The following is a 17,951-nucleotide window of genomic DNA, read 5'->3' on the forward strand; positions in this document are numbered from 1 at the left end:
TCATGTCTCCGTTCGGTCGTCGAGGCCGAGGTCCGTCGCGTCCTCCTCCGCGCGCACGAGCCGCGCGCGGGCGAGCTCGAGGCGGACGCGTGCGTAGAGCAGCGTCGCGGCGAAGAACATGAACGCGAACATCGCGAGCGCGAAGGCGATCCGCATGTCGGCGTGCGCGAGACCGCCGCCGTTTCCGGTGACCACGGTGGGGTGCTGGCCGCCCCATTTCTTCACGCTGTAGTGGATGATCGGCAGGTTCGCGCCGCCGAGGATGCCGAGCGCGGCCGCGAACTTCCGCTCGCTCGCGCCGTCGCCCGAGAACGAGCGCAGCACCGCGTAGGCGACGTAGATGAGCCAGGAGAGGAGCGCGGTGGTGAGGCGCGGGTCCCACGTCCAGTACGTCCCCCACGCCTTCGCGCCCCAGAGCGGCCCCGTGACGAGCATCGTGAGGCCCATCACGATCGCGAGCTCGGCGCCGGCCCGCGCGAGCGCGTCCCAGCCCGCGCGCGGCTTCAGCAGGTAGCCGATCGAGCCGAAGAAGCAGGCGCCCGCGCCGATGTACATCGCGATGATGCCGGGGACGTGGAAGTAGAAGATCTTCTGGACGATCCCCATCGTCGCTTCGATCGGGGCGCGGAGGAAGATCCAGTAGATCGACGCGAGCATGAGGAGCGCCGACGTCCCGAGGAGGGCATAGAACAACGTCCCGCTCTGCTTCCGCACGGCCGGCACGTTACCACCTACCGACGAGCTCGATCACTTGTTCCAGCTCTTCTTGTCGGCCTCGGCCTTCGCCGCGATCGCCTCGTCGAGCTGCTTCCCGAACGCCTCGAGCGCGGCGTTCCCGCGGTCCATGTGCATCGCCATCACGAGCTGGATCTTCGCCTGCTTCGGGTCGCCCTTCTTCAGGAGCTCCTCCGCGCGCATGACGAACGGGCGTGCGCCGGGCGATCGGATCTTGTCGACGAGCGGCGCCTTCGAGTCCGCCGCGGCGGGGCCGGCGGGGCGGCGGCCCATCGACGGCGGCCCGTCGGCCTCGACGATCAGGTTCTCGGGGCGGAGGATGCCGTTCTTGAGCGCCTCGTCGTAGCGCGCGCGGAGCGTGACGTCGGAGAGCACGCGCCACGCCTCCATCCCCCGCCGGTAGATCCGCCCGATCGCGGCTTGCTCGTTCGGGTGCCGCCAGCGATGGGCGTCGGGATGGAACGACTCCGCGAAGACATGGAACGCGCGCCGGAGATCGTCGTACGGCGTCTTTGCCTCGACGCCGAAGAGCTCATAGTACGAGATCGAGTCGAGGGCGTTCAGCCACTGACGCAGCGCCTCGGTGTCCAACTAGCCGCTCACCTGTTGATTCGCGAAGCGGTTGATCATCATGACGACGGAGGACTCGTCCGCGACGCCGATGAGCTGGAGCGTGGCGCGGGCCTCCTGGCCCGTCTCCACGTCGCGCGCGCGGATCTTCAGCGTGCCGTCCGCGTCGACCTCGAACGTGACCGCGACGGTGACGGCGCCGCGGGGGGCGGGGCGGAGCCCGGAGAGCTCGACCTCGCCGAGGTACGTGTTCTCCGTGAACATCGTGCCTTCGCCCTGCGCGACGCGGACGCGGACGCTCGTCTGCATGTCGCGGCCGGTCGCGAAGCGGCGCGTGCGCTCGCACGGGATCTTCGAGTTGCGGGGGATGATGACGTCGGTGTACCCGCCGGCCGTCTCGACGACGAGGCCGCGCGGCGTCACGTCGACGAGGACGGGGGAGCTGTACTCGATCTGCGGGGGCGCGCCCGGCGGCGGGACCGCGACCTGCTGCTCGAACGCGTTGCTCGAGTAGTCGAGGGGGATCGCGGCGTCGGCCGGCGGCGCCGACTGGAAGTTGCCGAAGAGCTGCCCGCCCGGCGGCGCGTTCGACGGAGGCGCGGAGCCGAAGCCGCCGAACGTCGGCGGCTGCGAGGGCTGCTGGTACGGACCCGGCGCCCCGGAGCCGAAGCCCGGCCCGAACGGCTGCTGGGGCTGCGGAGGCGCGCCCGAGCCGAAGCCCCCGAACTGCTGATTCGGCGGAGGCGCGGAAAAGGCCTGATTCGGCGGAGGCCCAGAAAAGGCCTGATTCGGCGGAGGCGCGGAAAAGGCCTGATTCGGCGGAGGCCCAGAAAAGGCCTGATTCGGCGGAGGCGCGGAAAAAGGCTGATTCGGCGGAGGTGCGGCGGCGAAGGGCGGAGGAGCCTGCGGCATCGGCGGCGGCTGCTGGCGCGGGAGCGGCGGGGGCGCCGGCTGTTGGGGCTGGTTCGCGGAGCCGGAGAGCTCGGTCGACTGGCGCGCGGGCTTCGCTTGCGGGACCGGGGGCGCGGGCGGCGGCCCCGGCGGCTGGAGCATCGGCGGCGGCTCCCGCGGCGGCGGCTGGGCCGAGCGCGCCGGCATCGGCGCCGGCATCGGCGAGGTCTGCGGCATCGGCGAGGTCTGCGGCGTGGCCGTCGCGGCGGGGATCTTCCCCTGGCTCGTCTTCGAGATCTGCGGCGGCGCCTGCCTCGCGCCGGGCGGGATGCGGTGGGTCGCGGGCGGCGCGCCCGGCTGCGGCGCCTGGAGCGCCGCGGTCCGCGGGTTCGACGCCGGCTCGTCCGCGATCTTCTCCATCGGCCCGAACGGCTGCGGCGCGATGAGCGGCGGGGCCTTCCCCGCGAGCTGGGGGACCGTCTGCTGGCCGGGCTTGCGCGCGGGCTTCGCCTTCGCGACGACGGCGGGGAGGTCCGCCCGATCGAGGAGCGAGTCGTCCTTCGCCGCGGCCGGGTTCGCCTCCGGCTCGAGCTGCACGGTGCTGCCGGGGCCGGCGGGCTTCTTCGCGGGGGACGCGGCGCCGGGGCTCGCGAGCGTCGCGCCGAGCGCGGCGGGGGAGAGCTTGCCGACCTCGGTCGGGATGTCCTCCGCGAGCTCGCCCGAGAGCACCTTCATCCGCGCGGCGGCGATCTCGCTGAGCGCGTTCGTCTCGGTCTGCGCCGACGCGCCCGTCGTCGAGACGAGGGAGAGGTCGCCGATCTGCCCGAAGCCCGGATCCGGTGCCGACACGCCCGTCGTCGAGATGAGCGAGAGATCGCCGATTTCGCCGAAACCGGGGACGTCCGCGGGCGGGGGCGGCGGCGCGGGCGGCGCGGAGGGCTTCGCCGCCGGCATGCGGCGCGACGACGGCGGCGGCTGCGATCCCGGCTTGGCGCCGCGCGCGAGGTGCGGCGGCATCCGGCCCGTCGACGTCGCGAACACGGACGGCGGCTCGTCGATGCGGTTGTAGTCGGGGACGTGGCTCGCGAACGGCGACGCTGCTGCCGGCGGCGCCACGCCGGTCAACGTCGCCGGATCCGGCGTCGTGTTCGGCGAGGTCTGCGGCCCGCTCCACTCGAAGGGGGAGGGCGCCTTCAGGTCGGGCATCGACTGGAGCGACGGATCGTCCGCGAACGCCTCCGAGGGCGGGCGGTTCGGCGCCGGCGCGATGCCGGGGTTCGTGCGCCGCTGCGCCTGCGCCGGCGTGACCGGCGGCGCCTCGGAGCCGATCGTCGACGCGAACCCGAAGGCGGCGCCGCCGGGCGGCGCGTGCGACCCCACCGTCGAGGCGAACCCGAACGCGGGCGGCTCGCTCGCGAACGCGGGCTTCAGCATCGCGGGGTCGAGCTCGCTCGTCTGCGTGAACTCCTGCTTGTCGACCTTCCGCCCCGGCGGCGCGGGGATGCTGCGGCGGCGCTGGCCCTCCGTCAGCGCGGCGGCCTGGATCGCGGCGCCGATCGCGACGACCTCGTCCGGGTTCACGCGGTCCATCGGCTGCGAGCCGAAGAACGCCTCGACGCGCTTGCGCACGAGCGGCGCGCGGGTGGAGCCGCCGACGAGGATGACCTTGTCGAACGACGTCGGCGAGAGGCGCGCGAGCGAGAGCGCGTCTTGCGTCACCTTGAAGGTCCGATCGACGAGCGGCGTCATCGCCGCCTCGAGGTCCCGCCGCGTCATCGTGAAGGTGAAGTTGATCGAAGACCCGCCCGTGCCGTGCGCGAGCTCCTTCAGCACGACGGTGTGCGTCTCCGCGGTGGAGAGGACGATCTTGATCTCCTCCGCCGTCGTCTTCAGCCGCTCGTACGCCTGCGGATCGGACCGGACGTCCTGGCGGTACATCTTGAGGTACGCGTCTGCCATGCGGTCGGCGATGAGCTGATCGACGTCGTCGCCGCCGAGGAACGAGTCGCCGGCGGTGGCGAGGACCTCGAAGACGTTGCCGTTGAGATCGAGCAGCGTGCAGTCGAAGGTGCCGCCGCCGAAGTCGTAGACCGCGACGCGCTCGTTGCCGCTGCGGCCGAGGCCGTACGCGAGCGCGGCCGCGGTCGGCTCGTTGAGGATGCGGAGGACCTCGAGGCCGGAGACGCGGCCGGCCACCTTGGTCGACGCGCGCTGAAGCTCGTTGAAGTGCGCGGGGACGGTGATGACCGCGCGCTCGACCGGCGTGCCGAGGGCGGCCTCCGCGATCTGCCGCGTGCGCTTGAGGACGAACGCGCTGATCTCGGGCAGGGTGTAGTCCTGCCCGCGCGCGTGGACGAGCGGGCCCTGGCCCGGGCCCTCGCGGAGCTCGAACGGGAACCGCTGCTTCGCCTGCGCGATCTCGGGGCTTCCCCACGAGCGGCCGATGAGGCGCTTGTGGCTGTAGACCGTGTTCCTGGCGTCGATGACGCGGCGCGCCTTGGCGGCCGCGCCGACGAGGACGTCGCCGTTCGGATGGAAAGAGACGACGCTCGGGAGAAGCCGGGCTCCCTTCTCGTCCGCGAGAACATGGACCTTTCCCGCGCGGACCGCGGACACGACCGTGTTGGTCGTCCCGAGGTCGATGCCGACGACGCTCACGCTCGAAACCTATCATCTTTGGCTCGGGTGGCGAAACAATGGGGCCCCACGTATCCTCGCCGCGGCGTGGCAGACGACCGGCATACGACGATGGGCCCCAAGACCGTGGGGGCGTGGCGCGCGCTGCCGCGCGGTGGCTACTACGTGACGACCTCGGCCGGAGCGATCCAGGTCGGGATGCCGCCCGAGACGATCAAGGACGTGATGGAGCTCAAGCTCTCCGTCCCGATCGCGTACGTCCTCCCGCGCGAGCTCTTCGATCGCCGCCGCGGCCTCTCCGTCGCCGAGTTCGAGTTCCCTGCATATTACAGCTTCTTCCTCCTCAAGCGCCGCTGCCGCCTCGTCGTCCCGAACCTCGACGTCGAGCGCCGCGTCCGCTCGATCTTCCAGGAGTCGCTCTTCGGCCCCTCCACCGGGCCGCTCGCGAGCGAATACGCGGACGGCTTCCCCGAGTCGCACCGGCCGGACTTCGAGAAGGAGAGCAACTACTTCCGCACCGTCCCCGGCAAGGGCCGCCTGAACGTCGACGACCTCGTCGAGTTCGTCGTCGCGGACCCGAACGGCGTCGCGATCATCGAGGGCCCCGTCTCCCTCACGCTCGGCCAGGACATGATCACGGTGCACGACGGCGGGCGCGACGTCGCGTCGGTCGGCGCGACGGTGTCGCTCCCGCCGCGCGCGGTCACGAACTCGCAGCTGCCGCCGCCGTCGTTCCTCCCGCCGACCTTCGGCGTCACCGTCCTCGGCGCGAGCCACGGCTTCGATCCGTCGGGCAAGACGACCGGCTTCCTCCTCTGGATCGGCGGCCGCGCGATCCTCGTCGACCCGCCGACCGACTCGACCGACTACCTCCGCATGCGCGGGGTCGCGCCGAAGACGATCGACGGCGTCATCCTCACGCACTGCCACGCCGACCACGACGCGGGGACGTTCCAGAAGCTCCTCGAGGAGTCGCGGATCAACCTCTACACGACGCCGCACATCCTCGGCTCGTTCCTCCGCAAGTACTCGGCGCTCTCGGGGCTCTCGGAGGACCTCCTCCGGCGCACGTTCTCGTTTTACCCCGTGCGCATCGGCGAGCCCGTCCACGTGCGCGGCGGCGAGCTCTGGTTCAAGTACACCCTCCACTCCATCCCGACGATCGGCGTCGACGCGTTCTACGGGAACCGCTCGATCTCCATCTCCGGCGACACGCTCTACGACCCCGAGCGCATCACGAAGATGTACGAGGACGGCGTCTTCACGAAGCAGCGCTACGAGGCCCTCGTCGCGTTCCCGGAGCACCACAGCGCGATCCTGCACGAGGCCGGCATCCCGCCGCTCCACACCCCGACGAGCGCGCTCGCGGCGCTGCCGCCGGAGGTGAAGAAGCGCCTCTACCTCGTGCACATCGCGTCGAAGGACGTCCCCGCCGACGAGGGGCTCGTCGCGGCGAAGGAGGGCCTCGAGCACACGATCCGCGTCGAGCCCTCGAGCACGCCGCGCTTCAGCGAGGCGATCGAGCTGCTCGACAACCTCGCGATGGTCGACTTCCTCCGCGACCTCCCGCTCGCGCGCGCTCGCTCGCTGCTCCAGGTCGCGCGCCGGATGGCGATCCCGGCCGGGGAGAAGATCGTCACCCAGGGGACGAAGGGCGACAGCTTCTACATCATCGTCCACGGCACGGTGGAGATCGTGCGCGACAAGCAGCCGATCAACCGCTACCGCGCCGGCGACTACTTCGGCGAGATGGCGATCCTCCTCGATCAGCCGCGCTCCGCCGACGCGGTCTCGATCACCGACGTCGACCTCATCGCGATCGATCGGCACGACTTCCTCTCCGTCCTCCGCGGGAGCGAGATGCTCACCCGCCTCGAGCGCCTCGTCCGGGTGCGGGACGAGGGCGCGTGGGAGCTCTTCGGCAAGAACGCGGTCCTCGGCTCGCTCACGTCCGCGCAGAAGACGCAGCTCCAGACCTACCTCGTCCCGACCCACGCCGACGACGAGCAGGTGCTCTGGCGCGCGGGGGAGGTCCCGACCTCCGCGTACCTCGTCGACGACGCGATCGTCACGATGCGCGGACCGGCCGGCGACCTCAAGCCGTTCGCGACGGGCGCCTTCGTCGGCGAGGTCGACGCGCTCCGCAGCGGCGCGCCGGCCCCGAGCACGGCGCGCGTCACGCGCACCGGCAAGCTCTTCTCGATCACGAAGCAGGACCTCGCGACCTTCTTCGAGGACAACCCGGGCGTCTACCTGTCGTTCCTCGGCGCCCGCTTCATCGAGTGACGAGCTGGAATCGAACGCCGCGGTTCCCCTCTCGGGGGGTCCGGGGGCGCTGAGCGCGTCTTCGCGCGAAGGCACCCGGCGGGAGAGCTCGAGAGGGCAGAGCCCTCTCGAACAAGAAAGACTCACCCGTCGGCGGTGATCTTCGCGATGAGCTCCTTCAGCGTCGCGTCGGCCTTGTCGTTGTCGACCTGGCAGGTGCCGGCGGCCTCGTGGCCGCCGCCGCCGTAGGAGAGCATCAGGTCGCCGACGTTGGTCTTCGAGCTGCGGTCGAGGATCGATTTTCCGGTCGCGAAGACGGTGTTCTGCTTCTTGAGGCCCCACATCTCGTGGATGGAGATGTTGCACTGCGGGTAGAGCGCGTAGATCGCGAAGCGGTTGATCGGCCAGATGTTCTCCTCGTTCCGGAGGTCGAGGACGACGAGGTTCTCGTGCACGGTCGAGCAGCGCTGGATCTGCTCCTTCGCCTTGGCCTCGTGCTCGCGGTAGAGCTCGACGCGCTCCTTCACGTCCGGCAGCTGGAGGATGTCCTTCACCTCCATCGTGAGGCAGGCGTCGATGAGGTCCATCATCAGCTGGTAGTTCGAGATCCGGAACTCGCGGAAGCGGCCGAGGCCCGTGCGCGGGTCCATCAGGTAGTTGAGGAGCGTCCAGTCCTTCGGCTCGAGGATGTCGTCCTTCGAGTACTGGGCGGCGTCGGCCTTGTCGACCGCGACCATCATGTCTTCCTTGATGCGCGGGAGCTTCGCGGCGCCGCCGTAGTAGTCGTAGACCACGCGCGCGGCGCTCATCGCCTTCGGGTCGATGATGTGGTTCGCCGGCTTGTCGACGACGCGCTTCGTCTCGCTGAGGTGGTGATCGAAGGCGAGGTGAACGCCCTTCACGTAGGGGACGTTCGTCGTGATGTCGCGGTCGGTGCACTCGACCTTGCCGTCCTGCATGTCCTTCGGGTGGACGAACTTGATCTCGTCGAGCATCCCGAGCTCCTTCAAGATCACCGCGCACACGAGCCCGTCGAAATCGCTGCGCGTCACCAGGCGGTACTTTTGCGTCATCCGCCGAGCGTATTCAGCCTTCGCGGCGGAGCCAAGCGACGACGGTGGCGAGGCCGTCTTCGAGGCGGACGCGCGGCGCCCACCCGAGCTCGGTCTTCGCGCGCGCGATGTCGGCGAAGGTCGCCTCGACGTCGCCGAGCGGCACCGGCGCGCGTTCGACCTTCGGCGCGCTCCCGGACGCGCGGCCCATCGCGGCGACGAGGTCGTTCAGCGTGATCGGCGCGCCCGAGCCGAGGTTGTACGGCCGCACGCCCGCCGGCGCGCGGTCGACCGCCGCGAGGACGCCGCGGACGATGTCGTCCACGTGCGTGAAGTCGCGCTTCATCGAGCCGTCGCCGAACACCGTGATCGGCTCGCCCTTCAGGATGCTCCGGAGGAAGCTCGTGATCGCCATCTCCGGGCGCTGCCACGGCCCGTAGACGGTGAAGAAGCGCAGCGCGGGGCAGCGCATCTCGGGCGTCTTGCGCGCGAGCGCGGAGGCGACGAGCTCGCACGCGCGCTTCGTCGCGGCGTACGGCGACTCCGGATCGATCGCGGGCGCGTCCTCCGTCGCCGGGAGCGGCGTGGAGTTGCCGTACACCGACGAGCTCGACGCGAAGGCGAACGTCTTCACGCCGGCCTTCTGCGCGGCGTCCATCAACGTCGCGGTGCCCTCGACGTTGACCGCGGCGTAGCGCGCCGGATCGGCGAACGAGGGTCGAACGCCGGCCAGCCCCGCGAGGTGGATCACGCCGCTGACGCCGTCGGTGAGGCGACGCGCGAGCTCGCGATCGGTGACGCAGCCCTCGGTGACGGAGAAGCGATCGCCGCTCTCCTTCGCCAGCGTCTCGGCGTGGAGGCGCTTCAGGCGCGTGGGGTAGGGGGCGTCCGAGAAGTCGTCGAGGACGTGCACGGTGTCGCCGCGGGCGACGAGCGCGCGCGAGAGGTGGTGGCCGATGAAGCCGACGCCGCCGGTGACGAGCCAGCGAGCCATTAGAGCGACCTTCGGGAGCTCATGTCGTGTGACTCACACGACTCAGCGCTTTTGCGCGTTGACGCCGATGCCCTGGTAGCGGAGCGCGGCCTTCGTCACGTCCGCGGGCCTCCAGATGTTGCGCGCGTCGAGGACGAAGGTGCCCGCGAGCCGCTTCTTGATCTCGGTGAACGACGGCGCGCGGTAGCTGCGCCACTCGGTGAGGAGCACGAGCGCGTCGGCGCCGTCGAGCGCGTCGTAGTCGCGCGTCGTCACCTGGACCTTGTCGCCGAAGAGCTTCTGGAAGTTCGGGCCCGCCTCCGGGTCGTGGCCCGTCACCGTCGCGCCCTTGGCGAGGAGCACCTTCGTGAGCTTCACCGCCGGCGCCTCGCGGATGTCGTCGGTCTCGGGCTTGAACGCGAGCCCCCACAGCGCGACCCGCTTCCCCTGGAGCCCTCCCTCGACGCCCTGCGCGAGGAGCTCCGCGAGGAAGTGCGCCTGGTCCTCGTTCGCGACGTGCGCCGCCTCGGCGACCTTCATCGGGACGCCGTTCTCGCGCCCGAGCGCGGCGAGCGCCTGGACGTCCTTCGGGAAGCAGGAGCCGCCGTAGCCGGGCCCGGCGTAGAGGAACTTCTTGCCGATGCGCGAGTCGCTGCCCACGCCCTGGCGCACCGAGTGGATGTCGGCGCCGGTCGCGTGGCAGAGGCGCGAGAGCTCGTTCATGAACGAGATGCGGATCGCGAGCATCGTGTTCGACGCGTACTTGATGAGCTCGCTCGAGCGCGGATCGGTGACGACGAGGCGCTCGCCCGAGAGCTGCAGCGGCGCGTAGAGATCGCGGAGGCACTGCTTCGCCGCCTCGCTGCGGGCGCCGACGACGACGCGGTCCGGCTTGAAGAAGTCGTTGACCGCGTCGCCCTCCTTCAGGAACTCCGGGTTCGACACGACCTCGAGCGAGACCTTCGCGCCCTCGAGGCGCTTCTGGACCTTGTCGCACGTCCCGACCGGCACCGTGCTCTTCACGACCACGATCGCGTCCTTCGTCGCGACCTTCGCGATCGTGTCGGCGGCCGACATGACGTACGAGAGGTCGGCGGCGCCCTCCGGATCCGGCGGCGTGCCGACCGCGATGAAGTACGCGTCGACCTCGTCGAACGGCGCCTTGATCTCGGTGCCGAAGTGGAGGCGGCCGCTCCGCTGGTTGCGGTGCACGAGGTCGGCGAGGCCGGGCTCGTAGATCGGGATCTTGCCGCCTTTGAGCTGCGCGATCTTCTCCGGATCGATGTCGTAGACGAGGACGTCGTGACCGAGGTCCGAAAGGCCGGTCCCGCTGACGAGACCGACGTAACCCGCACCGAAGACGACGAGCCGCATTTGCCGGCAAGTCCTAGAGCTTCCGGCCGTTCAAAGCAAGGAACGGCCCTGCAGGTGTCAGTCGCCGCCGGCGTCGACGGTGGGCTGCGGCGCGCACGTGAGCTCGATGCAGCCGTTCTCGCGCGGCGGGGCGTCGGGCCCGGTCTCGGCTTCGCATGCGATGGCGGTGGCGGCCGCGAACAGCAGCGCGACGGCGACGAGCACGGTCTTCTCCCAACGGTTCATCGAAGTCTCCGGTAGAGCCACCAACCGCCACGATGTTCCTCGAGCGTGAGACGTTCGGGGGTCCGCGGCTCGGCCGCGTCGGGCCGGGTGCGGATGAGGACGAAGTCCCAGTCTTCGAGGTGGTAGGCCGGCCAGTCGATCGTCTTCAGGTTACTCTCGCTGTAGCTGGGCGGAAGACGAAGGACGGGGTTTTCGGGGGTGGGGTAGAGCGCGGAGCCCTGGTGGAGCCAGATGTCGCTCACCACGATCGGCCGCTCGACGAGCACGAGCTTGTCGTAGTGCACGAACGGATGCGCGGTGAACACGTCGCTGTTCGGATCGAGCGGCAGGTTCAGGAGGCGCGACTCCGCCGGGACGCGCGCGAACACCTCCTTGTAGCCGTGCGCCTCGGCCTGGAACCGGTACGACGCGACCAGCGCGAGGAGCGTCACCGTCGACGCGAGCAGGGGCGGACCCCAGTGCAGCCCGAGCGCGAGCGGGCGGGGGAGGTCGTCCCGGCGCACGGCGAGGAGGGCGAGGAGCAACGCGACGGGGACGAGGCGGCCGTCGACGAACCCGAACCAGCCGATCGCGTGCGGCAGCGCGAGGAACACGAGGCCGACGGCGCCGGCGCAGGCGTAGAGCGCGCGCGCGTGGCGGGCGTGCGCCGACGTGTCGTCGCGCCGGGAGATCCGCAGCGACGTGACGGTGCACGCGACGGTGAACGCGAGGAGGGCGCACGCGACGAGGAAGTCGATCCCGCTCCGCGTCATGAGCGTCGGCGTGAGGAGGAGCCCGAGCTTGTCGAGCGGCCCCTGGAAGCGGGGGAGGATGTCATGGTAGCGCGCGACCGATCCCGGCGGCGTGCCGCCTCGCTCGATCCACGCGACCCACCCGGAGAGGAGCAACGCGGGCACGAGCGCGCGGAGGCGGAGGAGCCGCGCGCGCCGGTCGCCGGTCACGACCGCGGAGAGCGCGGCGCACGCGAGGAAGAGGAGGAACGCGTGGCCGTGCGCGATGAACATCGCCGGCGCGAACGCGAGGACGACGAGCTCGCGCCGCAGCGTGCCCTTGTCCTTCGGCGCGTCGTCGGCGCGCACCATCAGGTCGAGCCAGAGCGTGAGCCCCACGAGCATGACCGCGACCCCGAGCAGGTAGCTCGCGAAGCCGAGGAGCGTCATGAGCCCGAACGACGTCGTGACGCCGATGAACCCGAACGTCGGCGACGACTCGCCGTAGAGCCGCCGCCGCGCGAGCACGAGCGCGGCGGGGGTCGCGACGACGGGGAGCGTCGCGAGGAGGCGCACCGCCGCGAGCGGCGATCCGAAGCGCAGGAACGTCTCGCCGAGGAAGCGGAAGAGCGAGTACGGCCCGATGTGCGGCGCGAGGACGAAGAACCGCTGCTCGAAGGCGGAGTGCTCGAAGCGGTGCCGCATCGCGATGAGCCCCGCGTGGGCGGGGAGGTCCTGGAAGGGCAGCGCCTCGAAGACCCAGAAGACGAGGACGGCGAGGAGCACGATCGCGCCGAGCCCGACCCACGCGGCGCGCGACGCCGCGGCGGGGGCGCGCACCGAGTCGGTGCCCACCGGCAGCGCGTCGTCGGTGGCGTGGCTCGTGGTCATCTCCCCTCGGCCCGTTATGGTCCTGATTTCGCCGGAATGCCAGCGAAGTTGCCCCTCCCGCGCGGGCCGGGCTCCGATCGCCCGCGTGAGGGTGCCGTTCTGGTCGAAGCTCGCCTGGGTCGCCGACCACACGGGCTTGCCCGCGCTCGTCGTCGCGGCGCTCGCGATCGCGCTCGGCTACAAGCTCCTCAAGCGCTCGGCGCGCTTCGCGGTCGAGGTCACGATCATCACGCTCGCCCTCGCCGCCGCGACCGAGCTCGGCTGGCTTCGTTGGTAGCGTGCTATAGAGCGCGCCCATGAAGCTCGAAGACTTGAAGATCATCGTGTCCGGTGGAGCCCAGGGCATGGGCCGTCATTTCGCGCAGCGCCTCGCCGAGGCCGGCGCGCAGGTCGCGATCGCCGACGTGAACGAGGTCGGGCTCGCGGAGACGGTCGAGGCCGGCAAGGGCGCGAAGGGCAAGATCCACGCGCGGAAGCTCGACGTCTCGAAGGAGGACGAGGTCGGCGCGTACGTCGAGTGGGCGGCCGGCGCGATGGGCGGCCTGAACGGCCTCGTCAACAACGCGGGCATCCTGCGCGACGGCCTCCTCGTGAAGAAGGACAAGGAGAGCGGTCAGGTCAAGAAGCTCACGAAGGAGCAGTGGGACGCGGTCATCGGCGTGAACCTCACCGGCGCGACGCTCCTCGCGCGCGACGTGGTCGCCAAGATGGTCGAGACGAACGCGCGCCCGGGCGTCATCGTGAACATCTCGAGCATCGCGCGTCACGGCAACCGCGGGCAGTCCAACTACACCGCGGCGAAGTCGGCCCTCGCGGCCAACACGGTCACTTGGGCGAAGGAGTTCGCGCCCTTCGGCATCCGCGTCGGCGCCGTCGCCCCGGGCATGATCGAGACCCCGATGACGCAGGGCATGAACCAGAAGGCCCGCGACGCCCTCGTCGCCGCTATCCCGGTCGGCCGTATCGGCCTGCCGGAGGACATCTGGCTCGGCGTCAAATTCGTCCTCGAGTGCGACTACTTCAACGGCCGCACCATCGACGTCGACGGCGGCCTGAGCATGTAGCGGCTCGACCCGCAAAAAAGACCGAACTTTCGCTTGCGGGACCGATAGTTATCCGTCATTAGAAAGATCGCCGTCTGTGACGGTTCTGTGTCTTTTTCATGGCGATTGTCGAGCTAGCGCAGGAAGTTTTTGCGGCTAGCGACGCCGCCGCCGAGGGGGCCGGGAGGGTCAGGGTCGGCGTCCATGATGCGTCCCGGCTCGAGTGGAGCCTCTCCGTCCCGCTCCCCGAGCCGGCCGACGGCCCCGCGAAGTATTCGCTGCGGGTCGAGATGCAGATCCCGTCGAACGCGTTCGTGCGTCACGTCCCCTGGGATCAGATGCAGGCGTTCACGCGCCTCGACGGCCCGGCGTTCGCCGCGGTCGGAGACGTCGTGACGATCGACGCGCTCCGCCGCGGCGCGCTCGCGATGGCGAACCAGCTCGCGCGCGCGAGCGACGGCTTCCAGCGTCACTGCCGCCTCGCGGGCTCACTCTTCGCGACGGCGCCTCACAGCGAGCTCGAAGACGCGCTCACGATCTGGATCGAGGCGTCGGTGCGCATCGCGCAGGAGTCTCGCGAACGGCTCACGCGCGGCGAGGATGGGGAGGCCTCGGAGCTCGCGCGCGAGCGCAAGCTCGTCGACGAGTACGTGAGCGTGCGGCTCCTCGAGATGCTCGCGGGCGCGGAGCGCGGGCTCTCGAACGTGGTCGAGTCGAAGAGCCTCCACGCCACGCGCCTCGCGCCGGTGCTCGCCGCGGTGGAGGGGCGTCTCGGCGAGGCGCTCGGCAACGAGCTCGCCTACCGCGCCGAGCACTCGTTCACGGTCGCGGATCCGTCGTCGCCGCACGCGCTCGAGAAGTACCTCGATCGCGCGAGCCGCCTGAAGAAGCACTTCCAGGAGGTGCTCTTCCTCGAGCAAGAGAGCTTCAAGACGGCGGAGCGCGCGTACCACTGGGTCGCCGCGATCGCGGCGATCATCGCGTCGACGTGGGCGTTCGCGTGGCAGATCGCGCTCCTCCAGAACGCGACGCAGAACGCGACCGCGACGGTGAGCTCCGGCTTCGTCCTCCTGACCATCCTCGCGGGTCTGGTCTACGCGACGAAGGACCGCTTCAAGGAGATCGGCCGCGACTGGATGACCCGCCGCGTCCACCGCGTCTGGGGCGCCCAGCGCATCACGCGTTACCGCGCGCCGCATCGGCGTCTCCCTACGCGTGACGTCGTCGTCAGCGCGCGCGAGAGCTTCACGCAGAACGTGAACCGGGTGCCCGATCCGCTGAACCCGGAGTGCGGCGCCTCGACCGCGGTGACGGTCCTCACGTACGAGCACAACGGCGAGGTGCTGCCGAACGCGCAGCTCGTCGCGTCGGGTGTCCGCCGCGTGAAGCACGTCTTCCGTTACGACCTCTCGCCCATCTTCGCGCGCCTCGACGACGCGACGAAGCCGGTCCCGGTCCTCGACGACACGACGCGCCGCGTGCGCTTCATCGACGCGCCGCGCTGCTACCGCCTCCCGATCCGGGTCGAGGTGCAGGCGGGCGCGACGAAGCAGATCGAGAACGCGACGCTGGTCCTCCACAAGCGCGGCCTGGAGCGCCTCGAGCGCGACAAGGACTCGAACCCCTCGCTCTCGGAAGTCGGCCTCGAGCCAGGCTGAGATCGAGAACCGCTTCGACGGTGTAGCCTTCGGCGGCTACTCCTCGACGAATGCGCATACGTGTATTCTTCACGAGTCTCTTCGTCGGTCTCACGGTGACCGGCACGGCCTCTGCGCAAGAGCCCTCACGCGGCCAGAAGTTCACCGCCGATCCGGTCGCCGACACGGGCGTCATCCTGCTCGGCCTCACGTTCGGCGTGCTCTCGAGCCAGATGCTCTCGACCGGCGAGATCCGGCCCCAGCAGATCGCTCCCGACTTCCAAACGAGCCAGCTCCTCGCGATCGATCGCGGGGCGGTCACCCAGACCGTCGACCACAGCTCGTCGACGCGCTCCAACATCGCCCTCTACTCCGCCGCCGCCTTCGCGCTCGCGGACTCGATCGCCGACATCTGGCGCGAGGGAAAGACGGCCGCGCTCGTCGACGCGATCATGTACGCGGAGGCGGCCGCGATCACGCAGGGCGTCACGAACCTCGCGAAGATCGCGTTCCGGCGCCCGCGTCCGATCGCGTACATCGAGCGGAACGAGTTCATCGCGCGCGGCGGCGATCCCAACGTGTACAACAACGCCGAGACCGACAGCTCGCTCTCGTTCTTCTCCGCGCACACGTCGGCGGTCGCGTCGCTCTCGTCGGCCGCCACGTACATCGCGTTCGTGCGTTCGGGCGCCCGCTCGCCCCGTCCGTGGATCACGATGGGCGCCGGTCTCGCGCTCACGACGTTCGTCGCATACGAGCGCGTCCGCGGCGGCTCGCACTTCCCGACCGACGTGCTCTGCGGCGCGCTCGCGGGCACGGCGGTGGGGGCGCTCGTGGTCCACCTCCATCGCGAGGACTCGGTGAAGCAGCGCCCGGTCTGGATCGGCGTCACGCCGAGCTACGACGGTGGGTTGTTGACCGCGAGCGGCCTCTTCTGACGCACAATGCGCGGACCCGATGGACCGCGCGCGCGTCTGGCCGTTCTTCCGTCCCGAGGACGTGCTCTTCGAGGACGACGATCTCCTCGTGGTCCACAAGCCAGCCGGCGTCGCGAGCCAGGCCGCCGACCCGACGCGCCCGGACGATCTCGTGACGCGTCTCCGCGCCCACCTCGGCGGCGCGTACCTGGGCGTGCACCAGCGCCTCGACCGCGACACGAGCGGCGTCGTGCTGTTCACGAAGCGCCCCGAGGCGAACGCCGCGATCGCCGCGCAGATGGAGCGTCGTTCCCTCGAGAAGCGCTACCTCGCCGGCGTGGTCGGCTGGCGCGGCCCGAAGCGAGTGACGCTCACGGACGACCTCGTCCCCGGCGAAGACAAAACGATGCGCGTCGCGAGCAAGACCCGCTCCCGCCCGCGCCAGAAGCCGCAGCGCGCGGTGACGCACGTCACGCTCCGCGCCACGCGCGGCGACCGCGCGCTCCTCGATCTCGTGCTCGAGACGGGCCGCACGCACCAGGCGCGCGTCCAGCTCGCGCACGCAGGCGCTCCGATCGCGGGCGACCCCATCTACGGCGGCGCCCCCGCCCCCGCCCCCGCCCCCGCCCCGCGCCTCCTTCTCCACGCCTCTTCGCTCACGCTCGACCATCCGCGAACGAAGAAGCGCCTGGTGATCGAGGACCCACGAGCGCGCCCCGAGCTCGAGGCATGGCTCACGCGCGGCGACCTCGGCTACGCGGTCTACGACGATCGCGCTGCCCTCGACCGCGCGCTCTCCCTCGCGCTCGAGCGTCGCTGGGGCCTGGGCCGCAGCGCGGATCGCGATCCCCCCGAGCGCCGCACCACCGCGTTCCGCCTCGTCAACGAGGAGGGCGATGCGTTGCCGGGCCTCGCCGTCGACGTGTACGGCGCGCACCTGGTCGCGCAGCTCTATGCCTCCGAGGAGTGGTCGGTCCCCGGCCGCCGCGACCGCGTGCTCGACGCGCTCCACGCCCTCGGCTTCGACGGGATCTATCTGAAGGTCCGCCCGAAGCAATCGAACGTCCTCATCGACACGCGACGCGAGGACGTCGCCCCACGCGCCCCGGTCCGCGGCGAGGCCGCGCCGTCGCCGCTCCCGATAGAGGAGGAGGGGATCCCGTTCCTGGTGCGCCTCGACGACGGCCTATCGACCGGCATCTTCCTCGACCAGCGGCTCAACCGCCGCGCGCTGCGCGAGTCCGCGCGCGGAGCATCGGTCGCGAACCTCTTCGCGTACACGTGCGCCTTCAGCGTCGCCGCAGCCCGAGGCGGCGCGAAGCGTACCGTGAGCGTAGACGCCTCCCTCTCCGCCCTCGAACGCGGCCGCGAGGCTTTCGCATACGCCGGCATCCCGCTAGGCGCATCGCACACCTTCATCGGCGACGACTGCTTCACGTGGCTCACGAAGGCGGCGAAGAGGGGAGAGCGCTACGACGTGCTCGTGCTCGACCCACCGAGCTACTCATCGACGAAGAAGCGCCGCTTCGTCGCCGACGCCGACTACGGCGAGCTCGTAACGCTCGCCGCCGCCCTCGCCGCCCCCGGCGCGCGCATCCTAGCCTGCTGCAACCACCGCAAGCTCACACGCGCAAAGCTCCGCCGCATGCTCCACGAAGGCGCCCGCGCCGCCAAGCGCGAGGTCATGCAGCTCAAGGACCTCCCCGACGCCCCAGACTTTCCGCCCCCCCCCACCCGCGACGTCCACATGAAGAGCCTCCTCCTGACCCTGCGCTAACGCCGGCCACCGCGGCCCCGGCCGGCCGGGGCTTCCACCCCCCGGCCCCGGCCCGGCCCCCGCCACCCCTTACCCTGGCCCGGGCCGGCCACCTCCTGGCCCGGGGCCACCCTCGCGGGGGGACCGAAGATCATTAGCAAGCGGTTTCCGCTATGAGCCGGACCACTGAGGCCCGACGGAGCTGTAAGGACGCCGCCGGCGGCGCGTTGATGCCTTCACTTGGAGGCCACGATGTCGACGACGAAGAAGCTCTG

Annotated in this window: 14 protein-coding genes; 6 read left to right on the top strand and 8 right to left on the bottom strand. The window is 70.7% G+C overall.

Annotated features, from left to right (window positions below):
* The 3 genes from ccsA to KF837_22060 form a co-directional block, all read right to left on the bottom strand.
* Positions 1-657 (bottom strand): cytochrome c biogenesis protein CcsA, encoded by a 657-nt coding sequence (ccsA, locus tag KF837_22050; GenBank protein ID MBX3230020.1) that lies wholly within the window; start codon positions 655-657, stop codon positions 1-3.
* A 90-nt stretch (positions 658-747) separates the two neighbouring features.
* On the bottom strand, positions 748-1,326 hold the full coding sequence (locus KF837_22055; GenBank protein ID MBX3230021.1) for a DnaJ domain-containing protein: 579 nt from the start codon (positions 1,324-1,326) through the stop codon (positions 748-750).
* Entirely contained in the window at positions 1,327-4,854 is a 3,528-nt protein-coding gene (locus KF837_22060; protein ID MBX3230022.1) for an Hsp70 family protein, read from the bottom strand.
* A 90-nt stretch (positions 4,855-4,944) separates the two neighbouring features.
* Between KF837_22060 and KF837_22065 the strand changes: the two genes are divergently transcribed.
* A complete protein-coding gene (locus KF837_22065; protein MBX3230023.1) occupies positions 4,945-7,119 on the top strand; it encodes a cAMP/cGMP-dependent 3',5'-cyclic-AMP/GMP phosphodiesterase in 2,175 nt (724 codons plus the stop codon).
* Positions 7,120-7,241: 122 nt separating this feature from the next.
* Here KF837_22065 and KF837_22070 read toward each other — a convergent pair whose 3' ends face one another.
* Genes KF837_22070 through KF837_22090 form a run of 5 tightly spaced genes read right to left on the bottom strand, consistent with a single transcriptional unit; the run spans position 7,242 to position 12,323 of the window.
* Complete coding sequence (locus KF837_22070; GenBank protein MBX3230024.1) at positions 7,242-8,171, bottom strand: exopolyphosphatase; 930 nt, start codon at positions 8,169-8,171, stop codon at positions 7,242-7,244.
* 13 nt (positions 8,172-8,184) lie between these two features.
* Positions 8,185-9,144 (bottom strand): GDP-mannose 4,6-dehydratase, encoded by a 960-nt coding sequence (locus tag KF837_22075; GenBank protein ID MBX3230025.1) that lies wholly within the window; start codon positions 9,142-9,144, stop codon positions 8,185-8,187.
* Between the two features lie 42 nt (positions 9,145-9,186).
* Positions 9,187-10,497 (bottom strand): UDP-glucose/GDP-mannose dehydrogenase family protein, encoded by a 1,311-nt coding sequence (locus tag KF837_22080; GenBank protein ID MBX3230026.1) that lies wholly within the window; start codon positions 10,495-10,497, stop codon positions 9,187-9,189.
* A gap of 57 nt (positions 10,498-10,554) precedes the next feature.
* Positions 10,555-10,722 carry a hypothetical protein gene (locus KF837_22085; protein ID MBX3230027.1) on the bottom strand — a complete coding sequence of 56 codons (168 nt, stop codon included), beginning with the start codon at positions 10,720-10,722 and terminating at the stop codon, positions 10,555-10,557.
* Complete coding sequence (locus tag KF837_22090) at positions 10,719-12,323, bottom strand: hypothetical protein (GenBank protein MBX3230028.1); 1,605 nt, start codon at positions 12,321-12,323, stop codon at positions 10,719-10,721. Before KF837_22090 ends, KF837_22085 begins: the two co-directional genes overlap by 4 nt.
* Before the next feature lie 85 nt (positions 12,324-12,408).
* On the opposite strand from KF837_22090, the gene KF837_22095 reads away from it, so the two are divergent.
* From KF837_22095 to KF837_22115, 5 genes are all read left to right on the top strand, one after another.
* Positions 12,409-12,600 carry a hypothetical protein gene (locus KF837_22095; GenBank protein ID MBX3230029.1) on the top strand — a complete coding sequence of 64 codons (192 nt, stop codon included), beginning with the start codon at positions 12,409-12,411 and terminating at the stop codon, positions 12,598-12,600.
* Positions 12,601-12,619: 19 nt separating this feature from the next.
* Complete coding sequence (locus KF837_22100) at positions 12,620-13,387, top strand: SDR family oxidoreductase (GenBank protein MBX3230030.1); 768 nt, start codon at positions 12,620-12,622, stop codon at positions 13,385-13,387.
* A gap of 98 nt (positions 13,388-13,485) precedes the next feature.
* A complete protein-coding gene (locus tag KF837_22105; protein MBX3230031.1) occupies positions 13,486-15,024 on the top strand; it encodes a hypothetical protein in 1,539 nt (512 codons plus the stop codon).
* Between the two features lie 50 nt (positions 15,025-15,074).
* Complete coding sequence (locus tag KF837_22110) at positions 15,075-15,941, top strand: phosphatase PAP2 family protein (protein MBX3230032.1); 867 nt, start codon at positions 15,075-15,077, stop codon at positions 15,939-15,941.
* Positions 15,942-15,960: 19 nt separating this feature from the next.
* Positions 15,961-17,697, top strand: coding sequence for a class I SAM-dependent methyltransferase (locus tag KF837_22115; GenBank protein MBX3230033.1), 1,737 nt, complete (start codon positions 15,961-15,963; stop codon positions 17,695-17,697).
* Positions 17,698-17,951 lie beyond the last annotated feature (254 nt).

The organism is Labilithrix sp. (assembly GCA_019637155.1).
Classification (GTDB): domain Bacteria; phylum Myxococcota_A; class Polyangia; order Polyangiales; family Polyangiaceae; genus Labilithrix.

Bases quoted from the DNA above. Each gene is read 5' to 3' on its own strand.
- ccsA (MBX3230020.1), bottom strand. From the start codon at position 657: ATGCTCGCGTCGATCTACTGGATCTTCCTCCGCGCCCCGATCGAAGCG.
- KF837_22065 (MBX3230023.1), top strand. From the start codon at position 4,945: ATGGGCCCCAAGACCGTGGGGGCGTGGCGCGCGCTGCCGCGCGGTGGC.
- KF837_22070 (MBX3230024.1), bottom strand. From the start codon at position 8,171: ATGACGCAAAAGTACCGCCTGGTGACGCGCAGCGATTTCGACGGGCTC.
- KF837_22075 (MBX3230025.1), bottom strand. From the start codon at position 9,144: ATGGCTCGCTGGCTCGTCACCGGCGGCGTCGGCTTCATCGGCCACCAC.
- KF837_22080 (MBX3230026.1), bottom strand. From the start codon at position 10,497: ATGCGGCTCGTCGTCTTCGGTGCGGGTTACGTCGGTCTCGTCAGCGGG.
- KF837_22085 (MBX3230027.1), bottom strand. From the start codon at position 10,722: ATGAACCGTTGGGAGAAGACCGTGCTCGTCGCCGTCGCGCTGCTGTTC.
- KF837_22090 (MBX3230028.1), bottom strand. From the start codon at position 12,323: ATGACCACGAGCCACGCCACCGACGACGCGCTGCCGGTGGGCACCGAC.
- KF837_22100 (MBX3230030.1), top strand. From the start codon at position 12,620: ATGAAGCTCGAAGACTTGAAGATCATCGTGTCCGGTGGAGCCCAGGGC.
- KF837_22105 (MBX3230031.1), top strand. From the start codon at position 13,486: ATGGCGATTGTCGAGCTAGCGCAGGAAGTTTTTGCGGCTAGCGACGCC.
- KF837_22110 (MBX3230032.1), top strand. From the start codon at position 15,075: ATGCGCATACGTGTATTCTTCACGAGTCTCTTCGTCGGTCTCACGGTG.
- KF837_22115 (MBX3230033.1), top strand. From the start codon at position 15,961: ATGGACCGCGCGCGCGTCTGGCCGTTCTTCCGTCCCGAGGACGTGCTC.